Raw genomic sequence first — 20,254 nt, forward strand, 5'->3', positions numbered from 1 at the left:
AGATCCGCATGGTCAATCGCAAAGCGTTGCTTGTTTCGGCCCTGATTGGAATGGGCCTCACAAATGGGGGCAGCCATGCCCAATCCCGGAATGAGCTCGTCATCACGACGACGGGCGGCGTCCAGGAACAGGTCCTGCGTGAGACCTTCTACGAGCCATTCGAAAAGGCGACCGGCATCAAAATCGTCTCCGTCTCCGGGTCGGACGCTCAGAACGTCGCGCGGGTGAAAGCCATGGTCGCGGCCGGAAAAGTGAGCTGGGACCTCTATCAGGCCGGTGAGATCCAGTCGTCGTCGGCCGAGCATCGCGCCTTGAACGAAGACATGAGCGCCTTCTGCGCCCGGTTTTCAAGCGGTGACGACCTCTTGCCCGGCGCCTGCAACGCAGCGGGCGTGCTCGCCGCCTACGGCACCACGATGCTTGTCTATAACGACGAGAAATTTGCCGGCGCCAAGCCACGCAATTGGGCGGACTTCTGGAACGTCAAGGAATTCCCCGGTCCCCGCGCGCTGCCGAACTTCAACGACCCATGGCGGGTGCTGGCGGCGGCCCTGCTCGCAGATGGGGTTCCGGCCGACAAGCTGTTTCCGCTCGATCTCGACCGCGCCTTCCGAAAAATGGACGAGATCCGACCGCATGTGGCGCTCTGGTGGAAAACCGGCGACCAGAGCGTCCAGGGCTTCCGGAACGGCGAATATGTGATGGGCATGATCTGGCAGACACGGGCCTCCGCTTTGCGGGCCGAGAAGCAGCCGCTCGAATGGAGCCTCGATCAGGCTGTTCTCGTCGGCGACCGCTGGGCCCTCGTCAAAGGCGCGCCTAACCGTGAGAATGCCCTGCGTTTCCTTGAGTTCTATCTGTCAAATGTCGAGGGCCAGGCGAAGCGTTGCGAGGCGCAGACCTGTACGCCCGTCAGCCGGAAAGCTGCCGCGATGATGAGCCCGGAAACACAGAAGGCGCTGCCGCTCGCCCCGGAGGTTTTCAAGGGCCTCATCGTACCGGACAGCGGCTGGATTAACGCCAACAAGTCACGGTTGCTCGATCGCTGGAATGCCTGGCTCCAGCAGTAATCCGGCTCTCGCGCCCAACACCGTCTGACCAGATCAACCGGCCTCCGGGGCAATCGGTATGCGCATTTTCGTCTCCAGCCTTTTTCATGAGGGCAACAGCTTCAGCAGGCTCAAGACCGGCCCCGGCAGCTTCGTGATCGCCCGGAGCGCGAGCCTGCTCGGAAAGGCCGCGGGGTCGCGTTCTTCTCTCGGCGGCGCCTGCCGGGCCCTTACGCATCTGGGTTGTCAGATCCTGCCAGGCATTTCCGCCGTGGCGCCACCCGGTGGCCCTGTGGAGGACAGCCTGTTCGGACAACTCTGCGCCGAAATCGTCGCAGGCGTCGAAACCATGCGTCCGGACGGGATCTACCTCGATCTACACGGCGCGATGATCACCGAGAGCCTTGATGATCCTGAAGGCGCACTGATCGCCGCAATCCGCGAGGTGGCTGGGCCGGAAACAATCATCGCCGTCAGCCTCGACCTGCATGCCCATGTCACCAAGACCATGCTTGCCGGCGCGGATCTCGTGCTCGCCTGCAAGGAGAACCCGCATACGGACTATGACGTTGCTGGCGAGCGCGCGGCGACCCTGCTTGTCGAGACCATCCAGCGGCGCATCGCGCCGGTCACGGCGGCGGTATGGCTACCTCTCATTTTCGGGGCACAGATGGAAACCGCGCGAGGGCCTCTCTCCAGCCTCCACGCGCGCCGACGCGAGATCCTGGCGCACCATCCATCGCTGCTCGATATCTCGATCTGCAATTGCACGACCCTTGTCGACGTGCCGGGTGGCGCCCAGTGCATCACCGCGATCGCAAACGGCGACCCGAGCGGCGCTAAGGACGCGGTCGAGGATCTTGCCCGCATGCTGTGGGACCTGCGTGACGCATTCACCCCGGATTTCACGCCGCTCGAGACAGCGCTCGCAGACGTCGCCTCCGGTCGTCTGTCAACGCCTGTCATCCTCGGCGATCAGGGCGATCGCGTACTGGCTGGCGCGGCCGGTGATGGTACGGTGATCATGTCCGAAATCGCGCGGCACTGGCCAAATCTCAACGCGGTCGTCCCGGTCACCGATCCCGACGCCGTCCTCCGCGCAGAACGGTCCGGCATCGGTGGAGTGTTCGAGGCGGCGATTGGCGGGGGCCTCTCCAAAGGCGCTGTGCCGTTTCGCGCCAAATGGTCCGTCTTGAGCCTCGGCAATGGCCATTTCGTGCATGATGGTCCTTATCTCAAAAACGAGCCCGCCACTCTCGGCAACACGGCTGTCCTGCAATCGGGCAACCTCACCGTGCTGGTGACCAGCCTCCCGGGTTTCACCCAGGATCCAGCGGCGTTCCGCAGTCAAGGCATCGAACTTGACGGCCGCGACGTGGTCGTCGTCAAGTCGGGCTACCACTTCAAAATTTCCTTCGGATCGCTCGGCGCTTGTGTCGTCGTCGATACGCCAGGCATTTCGAACTACCAACGCGGCCTTCTGCCCTTCACAAAACGTCGGCCGATCTATCCGGAAGACATGATCGAAGATCCGGCGCTCGCGGCCAGTATTTTCACACGCATCCGGCCAACACATCCAACCTGACGGCGTGTCAGTTAACTGCCATTCAAAAAATAGGGGGATCTTTATTTTGCTCACTATCAGAAAGCATTCGCAAGCGCGTGATCTCCTCATCACCCTTCTGCGCCAGATCGGCATTGGCCTAGCGCTCACCACAGCAGCCGCGGCGCAGTCGGGTGAGGTCGTCGTCGCCACCACGGGCGGCGTCTATGACAAGGCACTCAAAGAAATCTGGTTCGAACCCTTCACCAAGGCAACGGGCATCAAAGTCGCCACCGTCACCGCGACCGATGCGGAGCAGCGAGCCCGTGCCCAGGCCATGGCGAAGGCCGGAAACGTCACGTGGGACATCATCAACAACGTCGATATCATCGCCGAGTCAGAGCAGAATCGCTCCTTCACCCGCGACCTCGCGTCGTTCTGCGAACAGTTCAAGGTCCGCAAGGATCTGGTCGACAAGGCCTGCAATCCGGCCGGCGTCCGCATCACACTCAACGCCACATTACTCGGCTCGAATGCAGAGCGTTTCAAGGACGAGCAGCCTCGGAGCTGGGCTGACTTCTGGGACACCAAGCGCTTTCCCGGTGCACGCGCGCTACCAAGCTTCAACGATCCCTGGCGGGTGCTCGCTGCCGCCCTGCTCGCCGACGGCGTACCAGCCGACAAGCTTTTCCCGCTGGATATCGATCGCGCGCTGAAGAAACTCGACGCGATCAAGCCGGAGATCCAGTTGTGGTGGCGCACGGGTGATCAGAGCCAGCAGGGGTTCCGTAACGGCGAATATGTCATCGGAATGATTTGGGGTACGCGGGCATCGGCTTTGAAAGCGGAAGGCCAGCCCGTCACGACGTCCTATGAAGGCGCGTTCCTGCTCGCCGACACGCTTCAGATCCTGCGTGATGGCCCTAACCCGGCAGGGGCTGAAGCGCTTCTCAAATATTACCTTGATAATCCGAGCGTACAAGCGAAGCTCGCGGAACGGTTGAATGTAACGCCGCCGAGCATCGACGCCGTTACCCTGATGAGTGAAGCAGCACGCGCCAATATTCCCAGTTCGCCTGAAGCTTTCCAGGCCATCGTCAAGCACGATTCCGCCTGGATCGCCGCCAACCAGGCCCGGATGCTCGATGCATGGAACGCATGGATCCAACGCTAGAGCAATATTCTGCTTCACACGCGTGAACTGTCACTCGGAACAGTCATCATAAGCGCAAGGTTAACACATAGGCTTGGTCAATGGCCTCATGGCTTGTCGCGGACAATAGGCGCTCCCGAGGCGCCGACCGCCTTGGAGAGATGCGCATGCATCATCTTGCTGGCGCCGCGATAATCGCCGGCGAGAACCGCGTCGATAATGGCGAGGTGTTCTTTGCACCATTCACGGACTCGCCGTCGGTTCCGATAGCCGCCGAATTCGAGCAGACGCCTCAGACGATTTTGTTGTTGGACTGCTTGCAGAAAGAACACGTTTCCACTGAACTCCGCGAACATTTCATGAAAACTCGCGTCGGTGGAAAACAACTGCATACTGTCGACGCTGTTTATGTCGGGGTGCGACGCAAGATACATATGTTGCAGTCGGGCGCGCTCAAGCGCGGCCCCATCCGGTTTGAACGTGCTCAAAAGAAATGACGCGGGCTCGATCGTCAGGCGGAAGTCGTAACTTGAGTTAAGCGCGAGTTTGGAGTCCAGCGTCGGCAGGAAGGTCCAACCGTGCCCTTTGTTGCGCGCGATCAAACCGTCCTCGGACAGCCGCGCCAGCGTCCTCAGCATCACCACGCGATCGACATCGTATCGGTGTGCGATCTCGCTCTGGGTCAATGAATCTGGAAGTATCCCGGCTAGCCTGTCTCTTACGAGCTGCTCATAAAGGCTCTGGTCGAGCGAGTTGGGCACTTCGATTTCGATGCGGTGAAGCACGTCAAACGGCTTGACGAGGAAAAAACCCTGGTTCCGGCGAGCCTCCACTATCTCCAGCTCGGTCAGCAACATCAGAGCTGCACGGACCGGCGTCCGCGAGACCCCGAGCAGATCACCCAGCTGCTGCTCGCGCAAATGGTGACCCGGCTCAAACTTCGCGTCGCGAATGAGATCGAGTATTTGGTTCGCGAGTCGGTGCCGGCTCTGGTTTGATGATCGCGCCATGGATCTCGTTCTGTTCTAAGGACGTTAGTGACGGCAACCGAGCAATTGAAAGTTCCTCGACACAACGCGCAAATGGTCTCGTCCCCGATAGCGGAAACCCGGTGCACTATCTGTTGAACGAGGCTGTGTCCAGTGCGAATTCAAGGCCATCGGATGTGGCGCCTCAGACCTTCAGACCATCGACAAAGTGCCTGGCCCGAGGAAGAAAATCCGATAGCTTTTGCGCCGCGAGCATTGGCTCACCCAGCGTGTCAATGATCGTGTACCACGGCATGGTGCGCGCGTATTCCGGCAGCGCCTTGAGTGTGTCCGCGACCAGTTCCCAACTTGCGCCGATGTGTTCTGGATGAAAGGGAAGCCGTGCATCAACAATGCACCGGGCCGGATTGTCCGGGTCGTTGTCCTGCAAAAGGGCCATAAGCAGAATCCCAAGCGCCACCGCCTCGCCGTGGATCATACGGCGACCGGCCGTCGCATCGAGCGCCCAGGCGAAGAGATGCTCCGAGCCCGCGTTGAATCGCGCCCTGGGATGGGAGGAGAACCAGGGTGCGAAACGCGCGCAGGCCTTGATGATGCCGACGAACGCGTCCGGCGTCCCTTGCGCGACGGCTGGTATCACGCCGGGAACAACCTCGAGCTCATGCACAGTGAATGCGAAAAGCGCTTCATCCCAGTCGACATCGCATCCAGCATCATGCCCGAGCCGCCAATCGAACAAGGCGGTGTGGCTACAGAGAATTTCAGCGAGGCCCGCCCTGTTGAAGGATGGGGGCGCAGTCGCGATAAGCGCGCGGTCCGCGACGATTGCATCCGGAACTGGACAACCCCGCTCGGCAATGCGGCGCCCTCTATCCATCGCCCAGGCCGTCCGCGTGAAACAGGCATTGTTCGAGGCGCTGCTCGGGACTTGGACCAACAGCTGTCCGTTCTGCCGCGCCACATATTTTGCCGCGTCCATGACGAGGCCGCTGCCAATGCCGACAACCGTGCGGAATGCGGCCGCCTCTCGGGCATATCGCTCGAGCTCAGCCTTGTCGTTTCCTTCCACCATGATGACGCATGCGGGAGGTGAGGCAAGAAGCGGCATGGCCGCGCGGAGAGGAGAGCGTGTCGTCAAAATGACGGGGCGCTCCCATTCTCCGCTCGCCTTTCGCAATACCTCCGGTCCGTCCGTCACCTCGGGCCAACCGTGAGCGGAATCTATGCCATGAGGCAAGGCGTTGAGTTCCCCATCTTGAGCCGCCTGGCTGAGGTTTCTTGCTGCCGCAGCTAAGCCTCGACGATCTCGCGGCTTATGCTGCTGAAGGTCCGTGGCGCACCATCCGTCACGAGAACTGTCTCGCTCACGGCCACGGTGAACTTGTTATAGGCGCGCAACGTGATCGGCACATGGAAGGCCATGCCCGGCTCCAAAGGCACGTCTATCCCACGGAACAGGCTGAGGATATTCCCTTCCCCCCAGTCGGGGGCAAATGAAATTCCCATGCTGTAGCCGGTTCGCTTGCGGTAGCCGTTGGTTTGCCCGTGACTGTCGATCACAGCCTGCACGGCATCGTGAACATCAGCGCATGTATTACCGGGCCGCAGTTTTTCCAAAGCAACCTCGAGAGCTTCTCCGCACACCTGGTACATGTCGCGAGCAATCTGGGGTATCTCGCCGCATGCGACGGTGCGGAAAAGCGCCACATGGTAGCGATTATAACAGGCCGATGTTTCGAGCACGGTCACGTCTCCGGGCTCGATCTGCCGGCGTCGCCAGGTTGTGTGGGGAATGCCGGAACGCGGCCCTGAAGTAACGAAGGGCTCCATTCCCACATACTCAGAGCCAGCCTTGATGGCAGCCCCCATAATGGCAGAGGCGATGTCGTTTTCGTTTGCACCAACCTTCGTGACGGCAAGACCAGCGCTCATTCCGGCCTCGTTTGCATGTCCGGCCTTCTCCATCTGCTCGATCTCCAAGGCGGATTTGATCCGCCGCAGAGGTTCCACGAGCCCGGTTGCGTCCAGGAGAGGGCCAAAGTCCGCCACGAGCCTGTTGTAGAGGTTGATGGTCAGGAACCATCCGCTTTGATCGATGGCCACACGCTTCCCACGCCAACCGCGTGCGAAGAGGACTTCCGCGACGGCGGAAGCCGGCACGACGTCATCGGCATAGCCGATAATATCATCAAGATAGGTATTGAGGCGCGCGTTCATGGCCTCCAGTCCGCGCAGGACATGGAATGGCTTGCCCTCCAATGGTATGCACAAACACTGGAACGCGTAGTATCCAGGCGTTTGCTGGCCAGACAGATAGAATATATTCTCCGGTCCCGATAGTAGAACAAGATCGAAACCGCGCTCGCTCATCGCGACGCGAAGCTTGGCAAGACGTCGCTCATATTCATCTTTAGGGAAAACGCTCTCTTTGCCTTGCGGCACTTCCTGCAAGATGTCGTTGAGGTCAAAATCCGCCATGATCGTCTTGCTCCACGCTGGAGGCCTACGCGCTGCGAGGCGCAGGAAGCCACACATCATAATTGTATATTAACGAGCCATTTGATCAATTCAACACCAATCGCCCGGATCATGCAAGCGTCACTCACCCGGCGGGATTGCTGCTCTGCCCGAATTAGAGGCACACGCAATTCGGCGCGACCGAATTAATTTATAATTAAATATCAATATTCTATCAGCCTTCGCACGATAAGCCTGGAAATCCCCCGCTGTCAAAGTGATTGCTAAGCTGGCGGACAGTTGCTGAAATGATGGGCGTTAGATTGCTGAAAATGTATCAAAAAAAACAAAATGCCAGCTAGACACGGGCCTTCTCGCGTTCTTAAATGTGGCATCAACACAAGAAAAAATTGAATCGACGAGGTGGAACCATGAAACATCGTGTGAGCCGCTTGGCGGCGATCGTCGGGTTGGGAATTTCATGTTTGGCGGTGAATCAGCTCCAGGCTCAGGAAGCCTGCACCTCCATGCAAGTATTTCTGGGCATCGCGCCAAACCATCGCGAGAACGTGATGGAATACATCGCTCCCAAGCTGAAAGAAAAATACAACGTCGAACTCGTCGCCGAGGCTATCGGCTCGGCGAACATGGTGGAGCGCATCACGGCGCAGGGCGCCAACCCGCGCATTTCGATCGCGCAATGGGATGTGCCGATCGGGCTGACGGCCTGCGAGCAGGGACTGTGCAAGCCGATCGACGCCAACCGCGCGCCGAATACCAAGAATCTGGCCGATTGGGCTGTGACCAAGGATAAAGATGGCAATCCGAATGTACTGGCCACGAATGTGCTTGGCGTCGGCATTATCTATGACGAGGAGCAGTTCAAGAAGAACAATATGGCACCGCCTAAATCATGGACGGATCTCAACCGTCCGGACATGAAGGGCAGGCTCGCGATAACCGCGCCTCAGAGCACGATGGGCACCGCGGCCCTTGTGATGTTGGCCAAGAACAACGGCGGCGGCGAAGCCAACATTGATCCCGGCTTCGATGCGACCAAGAAGCTTCTTCCCAATATCCATACCGTTTTCACCTGGACCTCCGAGCTATCCAATCTGATGCAGCTTGGTGAGGTCTGGGCGGCTGTCACAAGTTCGAATATTGCTCCAGCCTTGCGTGCGCAGGGTATCCCAATGAAATTTGTCATTCCGCAGGAAGGATCCCCGACGGTCAACGGAGGACTTTCTCTCGTCAAGGGCGCGCCTTGCGAGGAAGCTGCTTACGAGTACATCAACTTGTACTATAGCGACGAGTTCCAGGCCCTTCGCATGCGGAAAGGCGCGACGGCAAGCCCCAGCGCATCGGCATGGTCGAAGCTCACACCCGAAGAGCAAGCCGGGATGGGCCTGACGGCGAACGATTTCTCGAAGCTCGTCAACTTTGACTGGCGCGCCATCAATGCGGCTCGGCCCGGCTGGATCGAGCGCTGGCAGCGCGAGGTCCGCTAGACCGCATGCGGACATGAGCCCGCTCTTCCGAGATCGGGCTCATGCTTTGTACCGGACCACCGCGCTCACGCGTGCATCATCAGTCGTGAAACTGCCTGCAAAGAGCCTTGCCATGATTGCTGCCCTCAGGAGACACGAAGCGCCGATGGACCATTTCGCGCAGGAGAGCCACCGCAAGCCGATCCTGCGGATCGAGGGCGTCACCAAGACGCTCCAAAATCAGCACGTCCTGCAGGATCTCCATCTGGAGATCGCCGAGGGCGAGTTCCTGACGCTGCTCGGCCCTTCTGGCTGCGGCAAGACAACAACGCTGAACATGGTCGCGGGATTTCTCCAGCCCGATTCCGGCAACCTGTTCCTGCGTGGCGTTGCGGCGAACACGTTGCCGCCACAGAAGCGCAGATTGGGCATGGTGTTTCAGTCCTGGGCGCTCTTTCCGCACATGTCCGTGTTCGACAACGTCGCCTACGGATTGCGCATGCGTGGTTTTCCAGGAAGCGAGATCCCAACGCGCGTCACGGCGATGCTTGATATGGTCCGCCTGTCGAGCGCCAAGGACAAGTTTCCCTCACAGCTCTCCGGCGGCATGCAGCAACGTGTGGCACTCGCGCGTGCACTTGTTACCGAACCGGACCTTCTTCTTCTCGACGAGCCCCTTTCCAATCTCGACGCGGCCTTGCGCAAGGATATGCAAGTCGAGATCAAGCGCATCCACGAACGGCTCAAGGTGACGACGTTGCTCGTCACCCATAGCCAGGAGGAGGCGCTCGTCATGTCTGACAGGATTGCCGTCATGCGCGGGGGGCGCATCGAGCGTATCGCCTCTCCACACACAATCTATACGGACCCCCATACCGCTTTTGTCTGTACCTTTGTCGGTGACGCCAACATATTCGATGCGACAATCGAGAGTATTTCCGGGAACACAGCGGCGCTTCGCGTTGGAATCCAGCGCATTCTGGCATCCCGCGCTCCTCGAACTGATGACCGAGGCGCCGTACAGATCGCCATTCGGCCAGAGAATGTAACGATAGGCCGCCAAGGCGAGGCAAGGGGGGATAACACCCTCGAGGGGACAGTCGAGGATACGATCTTCAAGGGCAGCAACATTACCTATGAAGTAAACGTAGCCGGCCGCACGCTTCAAGTACTCGACCTCCCCAAAGTCGGACAGGAGCTTTACCAGCGCAAGGATCATGTCAGCCTCTCGTTCTCGCGGGAGAGCGTTATTCTCCTTGATGGCGGGAGGAGCATGTAATGGCTGATCTGACCGCCAGCACCTTGCCCACGCCGGGACGGACTGCGCGAGGGCTTAGTGCTAACATTACAGCGCTTATGTTCACCGCGCCGATTATTCTCCTTCTGATCGTCTTTTTCGCCGTACCCCTCTTCGATCTCTTCGGCTTCAGTTTCACCGCCTACAGGCCTGGGCCACGCACCAGCGATGGGCCTGCGACGCTGGTGAACTTCACCGCGATATTCGGGGATCCCTTTTATCTCGCTATGATCGCAAATTCGCTCGTGCTCGGTTTGCTGACCGTGGTGACGACTCTGCTCGTGGGCTACCCGGTTGCATTTTACCTGACACGTGCCAGCGGATGGGAGCGCACGCTGATCTCGGTCGCCTGCCTGCTTCCGATCTTCGTCAATCTGATTGTTGGAATTCTCGGCTGGTATATCCTGCTGCTACCGTTTGGTGTCTTCCAGCAGATCCTTTCATCGGTTGGCCTTGTTGATGGGCCCCTGCCCTGGCTGCGGTCGTTCTGGACACTCGTCGCGGTCCTCACCTACGAGCATGTACCGTTCGCCATCCTCATCCTGGCATCGACTATCCAGGCCGTGCCGCAAGACAAGATCAACGCCGCGCGCATTCTCGGGGCATCCACGCCGCGGATCGTCTGGAACCTGATGCTGCCACTGACCGCGCCCGGGCTGGTGGCCAGCGCCATTCTCGTGTTTTCGCTCAGCGTTTCTTCCTACCTCATCCCGATCCTTATCAGCGGGCCGCGAACACAGGTGCTGCCAATCGCGATCTTCAGCTATGCGAGTGAACTGATGAATTGGCCAATGGCCTCCGCTCTCGCTCTCGTGCTGCTCATCGTCGTCGCAACGATCACCTATGCCGCGGCAGCTGTCGCGAACCGCGTCACGCGCCGCGGACAATGGGAGATGGTGTGATGAGGCTACTTCGCGTTTTCGTCTATCTCATCGTCGTGCTGATGCTTCTCCCGACCCTGATCAGCCTGCCGGTGGCATTGACCGCCACGTCGGGTATCCGGTTCCCGCCGGTTGGTTTGAGCACACGGTGGTTCGAGGCCATCTTCACCGATGGCGTCCTGCTGGCATCCATCTGGCGCAGTTTCGTGCTCGCGGTCATCGCATCCATTGTCGCCGTTGTCATCAGCGTGCCATGCGCCTTCGCGCTCGAGCGCTCGCGCGGCAAATGGCGCAACACGGTCGAGACCTTCATAACCGGCCCACGCATGATTCCGCAGATCGTCTTCGTCCTGGCGCTTCTCGTCTATTTCGAGCGCCTTGGCATCGCGGAAACCTTTGTTGGTCTCGTCATCGCTCATCTCGTCATCTCGATCCCATTCGCCTTCCGGACCGTCATGGTGTCCGTCGCATCTGTTGATCGTCGGCTGGAGTGGAGCAGCGCTATCCTCGGCGCGAATTCCGTGTCCACGTTCTTCCGTATCGTTGTTCCGCAGATCAAGACGGGAATGATTGCGGCGTTCATCTTCACGTTCATTCTGTCATTTAACAATGTCACGATGGCACTATTTCTCTCGGGCATTGGCGAGCGCACTTTGCCGGTTGAAATGTTCCAGAGAATGTATGTGGGTGGCATGACACCGGTCATTCCGGCGATTTCCTTCCTGCTGGCGATGATCGGCATCATCGCCTTCATCATCCTCGACCGCACGATCGGTGTGTACAAATACCTTGCCGGTCGCGACTGAATACTACGCGCGATCAACCAGACCAGAGCCGGAGCCTTCAAGCGCGGCAGGGGTTCATTATGCAGATTGCTGCTATCACGATCTATACGGCCGATCTCCCGCTGGCGGACCCGTTCCAGCATGCGTCGTCCGGCCTGATCGATGTCCTCAAGGAAGTCGTTGTCAAAGTCGAGACCGACGAGGGCGCGGTAGGCTGGAGCGAGGTACGCGGTAACGCACCCTATGTCACGGGGGAGACGCAGGGACGTGTTGTCGCGATGCTGCGCGAACTGCTCGCCCCTAGGGTATTGCTGTTGGAGCAGGTCGCGCCAGCGACATTACCCCGGCAACTCGATGCCATCGTGCCGGGCAATACGACAGCCAAGGCTGCAATCGACATCGCTGTCCACGACGCCGCCGCGAAATCGGCCGGGCTCCCCCTCAGACAGCTGCTGGGTGGAGGGCGTGGCGATCGTGTCCATATTCATGGCACCCTGCCTTTCTGCACGGCCGAAGCGGCCGCGCATCAGGCTCTCGCTTATCTCGACAAGGGCATCACAACCATCAAGGTCCGCCTCGGCCTGCCTGCCTTCGCCGACGATCTCGCGCGTCTGCGAGCGGTGCAAGCGGCAGTCGCGGACCACACACGCGCGGCAGACGCGATCATTGCCGCGGATGTCAACCAGGGCTGGGGTTCCAAGGAGGCGCTGTCGAAAGCGAAACGGCTCAGCGAGAATGATCTTGGCTTCGCATTGGCCTGGTTGGAACAACCAGTTTCAGCCGCGGATACGAACGCCCTGAAGGCGGTTCGCGAGGCGGTCGATATCCCAGTGTTCGCGGACGAGGCCTGCGGCACGCCGCAGGACCTGCTCGCGCTGATAGAGGCGAACGCGGTCGACGGCGTCCACCTCAAGCTTTGCAAGGCAGGCGGCGTCCGCAGGTTGATGGGGATGGTCGCGCTGGCGGAAGCGGCCGGCCTGCCCTACCTCATGGGCCAGATGGATGAGGGAATGCTGGCTACGGCAGCCGCATTGCAATGCGCAGCGGCGAGTTCCCCTCTGTCATGTGAGCTCTGGGGATATCAGAGGGTCGGCAGTCAGCCATTCTCGGGCATCACGATGGTTGATGGTGACATGCGGCTGTCATCTGATCCGGGCCTTGGCGTCACCACCGACGAGGCTGGGCTGACACTTATTGAACGGATCGAGAGGCCGCGATCGTGAACGGGATCGGCTTGATATGGCTGATCGACGCCGATCCTCCCAGCGAAGCAGGCGGTGGCAAGGGCTTTTACCCCGCGAGCCGCTATAAAACTCCGCCCGATCCGGCGGTCATGATGCATCGGTTTCAGACGATTGGCTCGCTCGTCGATGGCGAGGCGGGCGGCAGGGCCGTCATCACCTTGCACACCAGCCCGAGATATCGGAATGATTTCTTCGAGGGGCCCTATCACGAATTCTGGCAGCAACGCCGGGCGGCAGGCACGAGCATCGCTCTACACCCCCATGAAGATCGAGAGGACGGTTCCAGCCTTTATGATGATCTCGATCATCTTGAAAAGGTTATCGACATGTCAATGACGAGCGCCGTATCCGCGAATATATCGTTCGACATCTTTCGGTCTGGTGGGTTCTCGTTTCATCCCAACCTGCCTGCCCTTCTGAGGAACGTCGGACTGGCGGTCGATTGCTCGGCGGCTCCCGGCCAGCGCGATATCAGCCGGGCCATGGATTGGCCGGCCACTCAGGTATCGGCGATCGGCGAAGGCGAGCGGGTGATTGCGGAGATTCCACTTGGCTGGAATGGCTCCGGCACCGCATTCGAACAGGACTATCTGTACAACGAAAAGCAAGACCTGGAAGGTCTCAAGCGTGTCTGGGATTACATCCTCAAGCAAAGTGAAGCATCGCGAATACCGCGCGCCGTCAACTTCCTGACGCACGCCTTTGGCCTCGTGGACCCTCACTGGCGGGAGCAGGCAATTCGCTTCCTTGATTGGGCTTGTCGGCACGGTGGCGCGCTCGTCAATGCCGAAGGCGCGCTGCGCATGATGTCCCTTACCACCTTGAGCGAAAAACAATCGACTTTGCCGATTTATGCGGGTCGATAAGCGATAACAGGACAGAGCGAATGATCGAGCACAACATCCAGCAGGAACTCTTCTTCCCCCCTGAGGAATTCGAGAAACGGCTAGCAGCGATCCGCAAGCAGATGTCGGCGAAGAATGTCGACGTCATGCTATGCTCAGGTCCGGAGAACATTTTCTACGCATCCGGTTACCAGACCTTCGGATATCACAATTATCAACTCCTAGCGATCCCCTTGGAGGGTAAACCGTTCCTGATCCTTCGTTACCTTGAGAGCCTGCTGGCGTATCGCTATTCCTTCATTCAGGACGTCGTAACCTGGGACGATACTGACGATCCCGTGGCGATCACGATTGCAGCGCTAAAGGAGCGCGGTCTGGCGCGCGGCGCAGTCGGGGTTGAAATGACGAGCCACTTCTTCCAGGTCTCGACATTTCTCAAGCTCAAGGCAGGCCTTGAACAGCTAGTCGACGGCTCGGGCATCGTGGAAGCCACCCGGGCCATCAAGTCTCCCCTTGAAATCGAATACATGCGTGAGGCGGCGCGCCTCACGGACGTTGGTATGGCCGCGGCGATCGCGGAAATCGCCACCGGCAAGCTTGATCAGGATATCGCCGCCGGCTGCTTTGACGCGATGACGCGCGCGGGATCGGAATGGACCTGCCGTGATCCGATTGTGACCACGGGAGATCGCTCGGGTCTACCGCATAGCTGCTACATGCGGCAGACGCTCGCGGCGGAAGACGCTGTTCTCATTGAGATTTCAGCCGTCTACAAGCGCTACTACGCACCCATGATGCGGGGTGGGCTTGTGGGCCGCCCCAACGCCCAGGTCGAGCGCCTTGCGAGCATCTGTATCGAGGCTTTGAACGCGGCGATCGACGCCATCCGCCCGGGTGTGACCTCAGGCGAGGTCGACTATGCGGCGCGGCGCGTCATCGAACGCGAGGGCATGTGGGAGAATTATCGCAAACGCACCGGCTATTCCGTCGGCCTTGGTTTCTCGAGTTGGGTCGAGGGCGCGATCGGCAGCATCAAGAAGGATGATCCGATGGTTCTTCAGCCAGGCATGTGCTTTCATCTGCCCGTTGCCTTGCGACTTTACGGCGAGGCCGGGCTCGGCTTCTCGGAAACGATCGTTGTCACTGAAACGGGCGTCGAGGTTCTCGGCAAGACGCCGCGCGAACTCGCCATAAGGTGAAGGTGCGACGTGGCAGGACTTCCGATCGAGAGCGAGACCGTCCAAACTGATGTCCTCATCCTGGGTGGAGGGCTCGCAGGCTTGCGCGCCGCCATCGCGGCTCGCGAGAACGGCGCGCGAGTCATCGTATCGGTGAAGGGCAAGATCGGGCGCAGCGGCTGCTCGGCCATGACTACGGCCGGCTATGCGGCGGCGATGCCCACGCAGGATCCCGGCGACAGCCCGCTTTGCTGGTCAGCAGACACCCTGCGTGGCGGCGCGGATATCGGCGACCCGGCTCTCGTCGACGCGCTCTGCCGAGAGGGGGCGGGGGAGGTTCACGCCCTGGAGAGTATCGGCGGATCTTTTCAGCGCGCGGATGCCGGATACAGGCTCTCGGCGAGTGGCGATCACTCCCGCGCGCGCGTGCTGGTAACGCCCAACAACCTCGGTACCGACCTCACGATTCCGCTCGCGTCACAGGCGGAGGCGCTGGGCGTCAACGCGCTGGATTTCACCATGGCGATCGACATCGTCGTAGGACGAGATGGCGTGGTCGGAGCGATCCTCCTCGATTTGAAGCGCGGGCAACTGCTGAAGATTAACGCCTCTTCCGTCATCATCGCGACGGGCGGCGCGGGCCGGCTTTTCTCAATCACCAGTAACCCGAACGACGTCACGGGTGACGGCTTCTCGCTAGCCGCGGCCACGGGCGCGCAGCTTCGCGACATGGAATTCATCCAGTTCTATCCGTGGCGTTGTATAGACCCCTTCGACAAGGCCCGAGTCTCCATTCAACCTTCGACATTCGTGCACGGCGCCAGGCTATACAACGCGCGTAACGAGCGTTTCATGGAAGTATTCAACCCGGACGGCGCTGAAATCTCCACACGCGACATCGGCGCAAGGGGCATCTATAGCCAGATGCGCCAAGGGCTCGGTGTCGGCGGGGGCGTGCGCCTCGACCTCTCGCAGGTATCGCCGGAAGACTTCGCGCGATCAAACCCGAAGGTCGCGAAATACGTTGCCGCGCAGAATCTCGACTACGCTACTTATCCCTTCATCGTCACGCCGGAGGCGCACTTCTGGATGGGCGGTGTCGCCATTGGCGAAGATGGAGCGGCTACAGTCGCCGGGCTCTACGCGGCCGGAGAGGCAGCCGGGGGTATCCACGGGGCCAATCGGCTGAATTCGAATGCCTTGCCCGATACGCAGGTTTTCGGCGCGCGGGCGGGCCTTGCGGCGGCTGGAACGACGCGGCACCATGGCAATCTGGGCGATGACAGGTCAAGCCTGGACGCCGCCGCGAACCGCTGGTCCACGCGCATGGGCCAGCCTTCCGGCATGGCATCCGAGGAACTGAAGTCGCATTTGGCGATGCTTCGGCAAGCCATGTGGGAGAGCTTGGGGATCATTCGCGAAGCATCAGCCATGGAGGCCGGCCTCACACAGGCTCGCGCGCTCCGCGCGGAGCTGAACGAGCGCGGCGCCGCGGACGGGGCGGCGCGCGCCTGGCGGGAACTCGGCTTTCTCTGTGACACGGCGGAGCTCTCATTGGCGAGTGCCTTGTTCCGGCGGGAAAGCCGCGGCGCCCATTTCCGGGACGATTATCCCGACCGGGATGACGAGCGATGGCGCGGCAGCGTTTTCATTACGGCCGAGGCAAATGCGGAACCCAAGGTGACATTCAGCCCGAGGATAAGACATGCGGCGTGACGCAATCATCGCGGCAGTGACCGCGCGCGAAGAGGCGATGCAGGCATTTCTGCGGCACATCGTCGACATGGATTCGCCAACCGAAGACAAGCGGCTGTCAGACGCTGTCGGCGCGGTGCTTGAGGCCAAGGCTCAAAGCCTCGGCATGCATGTCACCCGCGATCCCCAGACGCGTTTCGCGGACAATCTTGTCTGCCGGATCGGTCCGAAGCGTGAAAGTAATGCGCCGCGTGTTCTGCTTGTCGGCCATTTCGATACAGTCTATGCCGCCGGCACGGTGGCGGAACGTCCCTATAGCGTTGACGATGATCGTGCCTATGGTTGCGGCATCTATGACATGAAGGGTGGATTGACGATCGGTCTCTTCGCGCTCGAGGCACTTGCTTCCGTTCGCGGCGAAGTTCCGCTCCCGGTGACATTCATCTTCAATAGCGACGAGGAAATCGGCTCACCGGACTCACGCCGCGTCATCATGGACGAGGCGGCACGGCATGACCTGGCGCTCATCCTCGAACCCGGCCGACCCGGCCCGGCATTGACCATCGCGCGCAAGGGTGTCGGCATATTTCGGTTGACCGTTGACGGACGGGAGGCGCATGCAGGCGCCGAACCTGAAAAAGGCATCAATGCCATCGTCGAGATGGCGCATAAAACGCTTGCCATCCAGGCGCTTAACGCGCCGGATCTCGGGACAACGGTTACCCCCGGCGTCGTCACCGGAGGCACCAAGCCTTATGTCGTTCCGGGCCAGGCCAGTCTTGAGATCGATTGCCGCGTGCCGTCGGAGGACGAACAGAACCGCATCCTGCGAGCCATGGACGCCATATCCGCCAGCATGTCCGTTCCCGGGACTTCGAGCCGTTTATCCGGAGGCTTTCACAGACCGCCAATGGAGCCCTCCGCCGGCGCGCTGGAGTACGTCAGGCAGCTGCGAGCGATCGCGGACGCGATTGGTTATCCCATCGGGGCCGAACCGGCAGGCGGTGCCTCCGATGGCAATCTCACCAGCGCGATCGGCACACCGACCATCGACGGCCTCGGCCCGCACGGCGGGAGAGCCCATAGCCCGGAAGAGTTCATCGAGCTCGATTCTTTGCCGGCGAAATGTCGGCTGCTGGCTTGCTTCCTCGATGAATTGGCGGGTAGGAACGAACAGGATCGTTCTCAAGTGTAAAAATGTACTATTTTTTTGTCTCGCCGAGGGGCGAGGACGTCGCAGTTGCCTCAATCATCCCGCTTTATCAGGTGCCTAGGTGCAATATCGCGACATTGATATTGTATGTTTTAAATAATAATATGCAACATACATCACCATTGAGGATGCTATGCCCGTCCAACCAGATCACAGGCGTATGAAGCGTGATCTAGCCCGCCTGATTGGTATCAACACGCAGAACCCACCCGGCCATGAGGCCGAGGCCGCGGACTTCGTGGGTGAGCAACTGGCCGCTGCTGGCTTCGGCGTCCTCTGCGACGCTTTCATGCCGCAACGCGTCAACGTGATTGCGACGATGGACAACGGACCCGGGCCCGTCTTCGCCTTCAACACACATATGGACACGGTACCTGTCGGCGAGGGCTGGACATCGGACGCGCACGTGATGCGGGAGACCGATGGTCGGCTCTATGGCCGCGGTGCCTGCGACTGCAAAGGCCCATTGGCCGCGATGTTGGAGGCGATGCGCATGCTTGCGGCAGATCGCTCCGCCTGGTCCGGAACATTACTCGGCGTATTTGTGGCTGATGAAGAAATGGGAAGCGCAGGCGCCAGGCATTTCGCCTCCACCGCCCCACATATCGATTTCGCCGTCATAGGTGAGCCCACTTCCAATACGACTTTCGCGGCCCATAAAGGCAGCCTCCGTCCTGTTGTACGAGTGAGGGGCGTGACTGCGCATTCCGGGTCTCCGCATCTCGGCGAGAACGCGATCTATCGGGCGGGCCAATTGCTTGCAATGATCGGCGCGTTTCACGAGACCGTGGTGAGCCGCCGCACGCATCCGCTCGTTGGCGAGGCAAGTCTGACGGTCACGCGTATCAGCGGGGGCCATGCGGACAATGTCATTCCCGACGCCTGTGAACTGCTGCTCGACCGCCGCATGATTCCTAGGGAGGACGAGGACGCAGTCAAGGCCGAGATAGCCGGATTGCTGGCGGAGGCCAATCGGCGCCACGGCTTGCGCGCGGACATCATCGACTATCGCGCGACGACGGGAGGCGCTACGGAAACGCCCGTCGACAGCCCGATCGTACGCGCGAGCCTCGCAGCCTGCCGCGCCCACGGAATAGCCGATCCCGGGCCTTTCGGCCTGCAGGGCGCCTGCGACCTGGTGCATTTCAATGGCATTGGCGCGCGGGGCGTCGTGGTGGGGCCCGGTAACATAGCGGCGGCACATAAGCCGGATGAGTTTGTGCCGGAAGCGGAATTCCTGACGTCCAGCCTGATCTATCGCGACATCGCGTTGGCCATGTTGCGGGACGAAGCGCGATGACACGCGCGTCGCCGCATGACATCAAAACCTCAGCAACGGCAGGTCCTGGCGTGACGCTTCACCCAACCCGCAGCAAGCAATTCTGGCCGTCGATGTAATGAACGCACCACTTAAATGTACCCATTCCCGCAAGGACCAGGAACAATGAAAGACATCGTCGAATGCCGAGCGCGCTTGCGCGGCATATTCAACATCACGGTCACCCCCTTCCACCAGGACGGAGGCTTCGACTGGGCAGGCCTGTCCCGTAACATTGAAAGGGTTATCGGCCTCGGCTTCGACGGCATCCTGATCGGCGGCACATATGGCGAGTTTCCGGCCATGACTGCTGACGAACGCGCGCAGATGTTTCGCCACGTCATGGAGGTGGTCAGCGACAAGGTTCCCGTTATGCTGTGCAGTGCGGGATCCGACGCCCGGGATGTCAAGGCGCTTACGGAACTTGCCGGAGATCTCGGCGGCCTCCCCATGGTTACGCCGCCCTTCGTCTCGGAAGTCACGGACGATCAGATCATCGACTTCTTCCGCGATATGGCGCCTTTGTCGAAGACTGGCGTGCTCATTTATAATGCGCCTGGAATCGGTATCACGCTGTCGCCGTCAACAATTGAGCGGCTCGCCGATATCGAGGGAATCGTGGGAATCAAGCAGGGTGATCTCACGCCCACCGTCATCGACCAGATCGCCAATCGCCTCGCGGGTCGCATCAAGCTCTTTTGCGCGTCCGATCTCGGCTTCCTTGGCCCGATGATGGCTGGCTTCGACGGTATCAGCTCTACCAATAGCGGCGCTCTGCCTGAGTTGATCCTCAAGATCTTCCGCGCTGTCGAAAGTGGCGATGGTCATCTCGCGCGCGATCTCAACAGGCTGTGGTATCCTTTCCGCGCGGTGGCGCGATCGCTCGGCCAACCCCAGGCCGTGAAGGCGGCGATGAACCTGCGGGGCTTCGACGGCGGCTCGGTGCGCCTGCCCTTGCGCGATCTCGTCGGCGACGATCTTGATTCCGTGGCAGAGATGCTGGCGGCCCTAGCCGCCGATCCGCGCGCGGGAATAACGCTCGCGCGCTGATCAGGATCCGACAAATCTAAAAAAGGCCCGCCGTGGCAGACAAGGCGGGCTTTTTCGAGAAGCCCAGTTG

The 20,254-nt window shown here is 60.3% G+C and carries 17 protein-coding genes; 14 read left to right on the forward strand and 3 right to left on the reverse strand.

The genetic code is table 11. The features are described 5' to 3' along the window. Positions 1–8 precede the first annotated feature (8 nt). The 3 genes from KIO74_RS24825 to KIO74_RS24835 are packed head-to-tail and all read left to right on the forward strand — an operon-like array spanning position 9 to position 3,766. Complete coding sequence (locus tag KIO74_RS24825) at positions 9–1,070, forward strand: ABC transporter substrate-binding protein (RefSeq protein ID WP_249731468.1); 1,062 nt, start codon at positions 9–11, stop codon at positions 1,068–1,070. A gap of 58 nt (positions 1,071–1,128) precedes the next feature. Then, positions 1,129–2,634, forward strand: a complete 1,506-nt coding sequence (locus KIO74_RS24830) for a M81 family metallopeptidase (RefSeq protein WP_213337658.1) — start codon at positions 1,129–1,131, stop codon at positions 2,632–2,634. A 46-nt stretch (positions 2,635–2,680) separates the two neighbouring features. Beyond that, positions 2,681–3,766, forward strand: coding sequence for an ABC transporter substrate-binding protein (locus tag KIO74_RS24835; protein WP_249731469.1), 1,086 nt, complete (start codon positions 2,681–2,683; stop codon positions 3,764–3,766). A gap of 86 nt (positions 3,767–3,852) precedes the next feature. On the opposite strand, the gene KIO74_RS24840 is transcribed toward KIO74_RS24835, so the two are convergent. From KIO74_RS24840 to KIO74_RS24850, 3 genes are all read right to left on the reverse strand, one after another. Beyond that, positions 3,853–4,755 (reverse strand): GntR family transcriptional regulator, encoded by a 903-nt coding sequence (locus tag KIO74_RS24840; protein WP_213337659.1) that lies wholly within the window; start codon positions 4,753–4,755, stop codon positions 3,853–3,855. A 163-nt stretch (positions 4,756–4,918) separates the two neighbouring features. Continuing rightward, positions 4,919–5,872 carry an iron-containing alcohol dehydrogenase gene (locus KIO74_RS24845; RefSeq protein ID WP_213337660.1) on the reverse strand — a complete coding sequence of 318 codons (954 nt, stop codon included), beginning with the start codon at positions 5,870–5,872 and terminating at the stop codon, positions 4,919–4,921. Positions 5,873–6,024: 152 nt separating this feature from the next. After that, positions 6,025–7,212, reverse strand: a complete 1,188-nt coding sequence (locus KIO74_RS24850; protein WP_213337661.1) for a M24 family metallopeptidase — start codon at positions 7,210–7,212, stop codon at positions 6,025–6,027. Between the two features lie 431 nt (positions 7,213–7,643). Here KIO74_RS24850 and KIO74_RS24855 point away from each other — a divergent pair, with 431 nt between their 5' ends. The 11 genes from KIO74_RS24855 to KIO74_RS24905 all read left to right on the forward strand — a co-directional run bounded on the left by KIO74_RS24855 (position 7,644) and on the right by KIO74_RS24905 (position 20,184). Then, a complete protein-coding gene (locus KIO74_RS24855) occupies positions 7,644–8,699 on the forward strand; it encodes an extracellular solute-binding protein (RefSeq protein ID WP_213337662.1) in 1,056 nt (351 codons plus the stop codon). 112 nt (positions 8,700–8,811) lie between these two features. Next, complete coding sequence (locus KIO74_RS24860) at positions 8,812–9,957, forward strand: ABC transporter ATP-binding protein (protein WP_213337663.1); 1,146 nt, start codon at positions 8,812–8,814, stop codon at positions 9,955–9,957. Then, positions 9,957–10,877: an ABC transporter permease gene (locus KIO74_RS24865; RefSeq protein WP_213337664.1), complete on the forward strand. Its 921-nt coding sequence runs from the start codon at positions 9,957–9,959 to the stop codon at positions 10,875–10,877. Before KIO74_RS24860 ends, KIO74_RS24865 begins: the two co-directional genes overlap by 1 nt. After that, positions 10,877–11,662 carry an ABC transporter permease gene (locus KIO74_RS24870; protein WP_213337665.1) on the forward strand — a complete coding sequence of 262 codons (786 nt, stop codon included), beginning with the start codon at positions 10,877–10,879 and terminating at the stop codon, positions 11,660–11,662. The genes KIO74_RS24865 and KIO74_RS24870 overlap by 1 nt, the downstream gene beginning before the upstream one ends. 59 nt (positions 11,663–11,721) lie before the next feature. Further along, positions 11,722–12,864: a mandelate racemase/muconate lactonizing enzyme family protein gene (locus KIO74_RS24875; RefSeq protein ID WP_213337667.1), complete on the forward strand. Its 1,143-nt coding sequence runs from the start codon at positions 11,722–11,724 to the stop codon at positions 12,862–12,864. Further along, positions 12,861–13,751 (forward strand): hypothetical protein, encoded by an 891-nt coding sequence (locus KIO74_RS24880; RefSeq protein ID WP_213337669.1) that lies wholly within the window; start codon positions 12,861–12,863, stop codon positions 13,749–13,751. The genes KIO74_RS24875 and KIO74_RS24880 overlap by 4 nt, the downstream gene beginning before the upstream one ends. Before the next feature lie 20 nt (positions 13,752–13,771). After that, positions 13,772–14,929 (forward strand): M24 family metallopeptidase, encoded by a 1,158-nt coding sequence (locus KIO74_RS24885; protein WP_213337671.1) that lies wholly within the window; start codon positions 13,772–13,774, stop codon positions 14,927–14,929. Positions 14,930–14,938: 9 nt separating this feature from the next. Next, on the forward strand, positions 14,939–16,624 hold the full coding sequence (locus KIO74_RS24890; RefSeq protein WP_213337672.1) for an FAD-binding protein: 1,686 nt from the start codon (positions 14,939–14,941) through the stop codon (positions 16,622–16,624). Beyond that, positions 16,614–17,798 carry a M20 family metallopeptidase gene (locus tag KIO74_RS24895; RefSeq protein ID WP_213337673.1) on the forward strand — a complete coding sequence of 395 codons (1,185 nt, stop codon included), beginning with the start codon at positions 16,614–16,616 and terminating at the stop codon, positions 17,796–17,798. Before KIO74_RS24890 ends, KIO74_RS24895 begins: the two co-directional genes overlap by 11 nt. 178 nt (positions 17,799–17,976) lie before the next feature. Then, a complete protein-coding gene (locus KIO74_RS24900; protein WP_349629235.1) occupies positions 17,977–19,116 on the forward strand; it encodes a M20 family metallopeptidase in 1,140 nt (379 codons plus the stop codon). Positions 19,117–19,260: 144 nt separating this feature from the next. Then, a complete protein-coding gene (locus KIO74_RS24905) occupies positions 19,261–20,184 on the forward strand; it encodes a dihydrodipicolinate synthase family protein (RefSeq protein WP_213337675.1) in 924 nt (307 codons plus the stop codon). The last annotated feature ends 70 nt before the right edge of the window (positions 20,185–20,254 follow it).

It is taken from the genome of Chelatococcus sp. HY11, from assembly GCF_018398335.1.
In the GTDB taxonomy this organism is placed as follows: Bacteria; Pseudomonadota; Alphaproteobacteria; order Rhizobiales; family Beijerinckiaceae; genus Chelatococcus.